At 32.9% G+C, this 2,879-nt stretch carries 2 protein-coding genes; one reads left to right on the top strand and one right to left on the bottom strand.

Features of this window, described 5'->3' with window-relative positions; all coding sequences use genetic code 11:
- A partial coding sequence (locus tag ENL20_12635; protein HHE39396.1) for a hypothetical protein occupies positions 1-1,820 on the bottom strand: 1,820 nt, incomplete at its 3' end.
- A 360-nt stretch (positions 1,821-2,180) separates the two neighbouring features.
- Between ENL20_12635 and ENL20_12630 the strand changes: the two genes are divergently transcribed.
- The coding region (locus tag ENL20_12630) for a B12-binding domain-containing radical SAM protein (GenBank protein HHE39395.1) at positions 2,181-2,879 on the top strand (699 nt) is incomplete at its 3' end.

The raw sequence follows: 2,879 nt of genomic DNA, 5'->3' as shown, positions 1-2,879 counted from the left end.
TTGTTAATACAATCTTTCAACAGAAAAAACAATTCTTTATCAGTTATTTTTAAAATATATTTGATCAGATTTTTTGATAAAGGAGTAAATAGCGAAGATAATTTCTGTAAATATCTGTAATTCTCTTTGGAAAGATGTGTCATTCTATCATAGATCGAGTCGATTATTTCTTTGGGAAGTTCATAACTCTCAAGGTTATAATCAAAAGTAAACTTCTGATCTTTCCAGATAATTTTTTTCTGAGTAAGATCGATCAATATCTGTTCGATGAACATTGGATTTCCATAAGACCTTACCCACAATCCCTGCAGAAATTTTTCATCAGGATTTTCTTTGAGCAGAGCATAAACATATTTCTCTGTCTGTTCAAGATTTAATGGTTCTATTTTAACTTGAACAGCATGGATAATGTTTCCTAATTTTTCCGGATTATTAAAACCGAGAATGATCAAAATGGGAATATCAACAATTTCTTGAGAAATGTAGTTTATAAAATCGATTGCTTCTTTTGTTAGATTTTGTGCTCCTCTGATAATAAAAACAATGGGTTTTTCTTCAGAGAGATGTACAATAAAATTAAAAGCGGTTTGAAAATCTAAAGTCAGTTCTTCTTCATTTTCGTCGATATCTGCTGCTATTTTCTCTGATTCATAAAGGAATTTCTGGAATTTTGTAGATATTTGAACAAGGTCAGAAGCTAATTTTTTATTGTTTTTAACAGCGAACTGGAATTCCTTTATCAGAGAGAAAAAAGGATCTTTATGAATCTCACTGCATCTATAATCAAAGAGATAATATTTACCTGATAGAATATGATAACGGAAAAGGGTTAGAACATTATTTATTCCCAGTCCTGTACCTGCTGTTAATGCAATTATTTTACCATTTCCTCTGCTGATCATCGGCATGTAATCTAATAATTGATGAGAATAATCTTCCCGCACAATATAGTCACTGAATTTAATATTATGAACGATAGACCATTTTCTTGAAAACGGATATTTTTTCAGTTGAGTCCGGTTAATAAAAGAAATGATCTCTTCAACACTCCTGAATCTATCTTCCGGATTTCTTCCCAGTAAACTCAAGATAAGTCTTTCCAGATCCTTTGGTATATCAGGGTTCAATTCTCGAGGGAATTGAGGGAAAATATCAATTTTATTGCCAGCCATAAATCCGGTGATTTTTTCAATGGAAAAAGGCAATGTTCCGGTCGTTAATTTATATAAAATCACACCTAACGAATAAAAATCACTTTCCGGTACAGCTTCATTGTTCAGATATATCTCCGGAGCAATATAGGGTAAAATTTCACTTACTTTCTGCTTGCTGCGTTCAAGGTCTATTTTTGTGAAACCATAATCCATCACTTTTACATCGATCTTGTTGTCTTTCAGGAGATAAGCAATATTATCCAATTTCAGATCCTTATGAATAATGTTCTGGCTGTGAAGAGCATTTAAAGCATAGCAAACCTGGACAATGATATCATAGAGAAGTTCCAGACTGGTTTTTCTGAACTTGAAATTCCGTAGGGTTTTGCCTTCATAATATTCACTCACATAATAAATGTGTTTCCCGAAATTCCCATAATCAGAGACATGTATCAGATTTGGATGCTGGATTTTTGTGATATGATGCATATCCTCTGCAGAAAATTTCTCATAAAGACTTCTGGTGTCCAGTTTTTGAAATAATTTCAAAGCAAAGGTCTTTTTTGTTCTGGTATCTTTAACTTTAAAGACAGTTGCCCAGACACCGGAACCAAGTTCTTTAACAACTTTATACCTGGAGTCTATTATCATTATTATACTCCTCATTCTTTTTTATCCAAATCCATTTAAATTTATTAAATTTCACTGTCAAGAAAGTGATTGGAATTTATTCGGATAGTATCCTTTTTCGAGTTGTAAGGAAAGCGTCAAACAAAGTTTGACGAGTGACGACGACTTGAAATAGACAAAAGAAGCCTACAAATAAATTTGTGGATTTTACTCTTTCCCACGCTCCCGCGTGGGAATGTAGAAGTTGTTAGCGTTGTTGACGCAGGAGCATTGGAACGAGTGAACTTTCCGAATCTTATGATCAAGAATTTCTTTGTTGGAAAACTTCGGAAAGAAAGAATAATAATATAAAAAATTCATTGACGCATTTCCCCCAATATATCATATAATAAAACTATGAAAAAAGTATTATTGATCGGCATAAATGCCAGATATACTCATTCCAATCCGGCAATCCGTTATCTCAGGAATTCGGTTCTCGATCTTCCTTTCAAAATCGAATTGATTGAATTTTCCATCAACCGGAAAATTTCGGAAATCCTTTCAAAAATATATGGATCACAACCCGATGTTGTTGCTCTTTCGGTTTATATCTGGAATTCGGAAATAGTAAAAAAAATATTAAAAGATATAAAAAAAGTTTTGCCGGATATTAAGATCATTTTGGGTGGTCCTGAAGTAAGTTTTAATGCAGAGAAATGGATAGAGGAATTTCCTGCTATCGATCACATTATTTTCGGAAATGGGGAAAAAGGATTCAGGTATTTTTTAGAAAGAGATTTAGATGTTCCGCAGACGATCATAAAAATAAAGAATAAGAATTTTTCCGAAATAAATTTTCCTTATCTCGAAACAGATTTCCCGGAACTACAAAACAAATATATTTATTATGAAAGCACACGCGGATGTCCTTTCAAATGTATTTATTGCATTTCATCAAGGATCGACCAAGCTCTCGAATTCAGGGATTTGGAAACTGTTAAAAAGGAATTGCTCTGGCTGCTTGAGAAAAAGCCGAAGATCATCAAATTCATAGATAGAACTTTTAATTCTAATAGGGATTTTTCCCGCAAGATCTGGAAATTCCTCATTGAA

The organism is Candidatus Cloacimonadota bacterium (assembly GCA_011372345.1).
GTDB lineage: Bacteria > Cloacimonadota > Cloacimonadia > Cloacimonadales > TCS61 > DRTC01.
The sequence above is the reverse complement of the archived record's forward strand: the minus strand, read 5'-3'. Positions and strand labels throughout refer to the sequence as shown.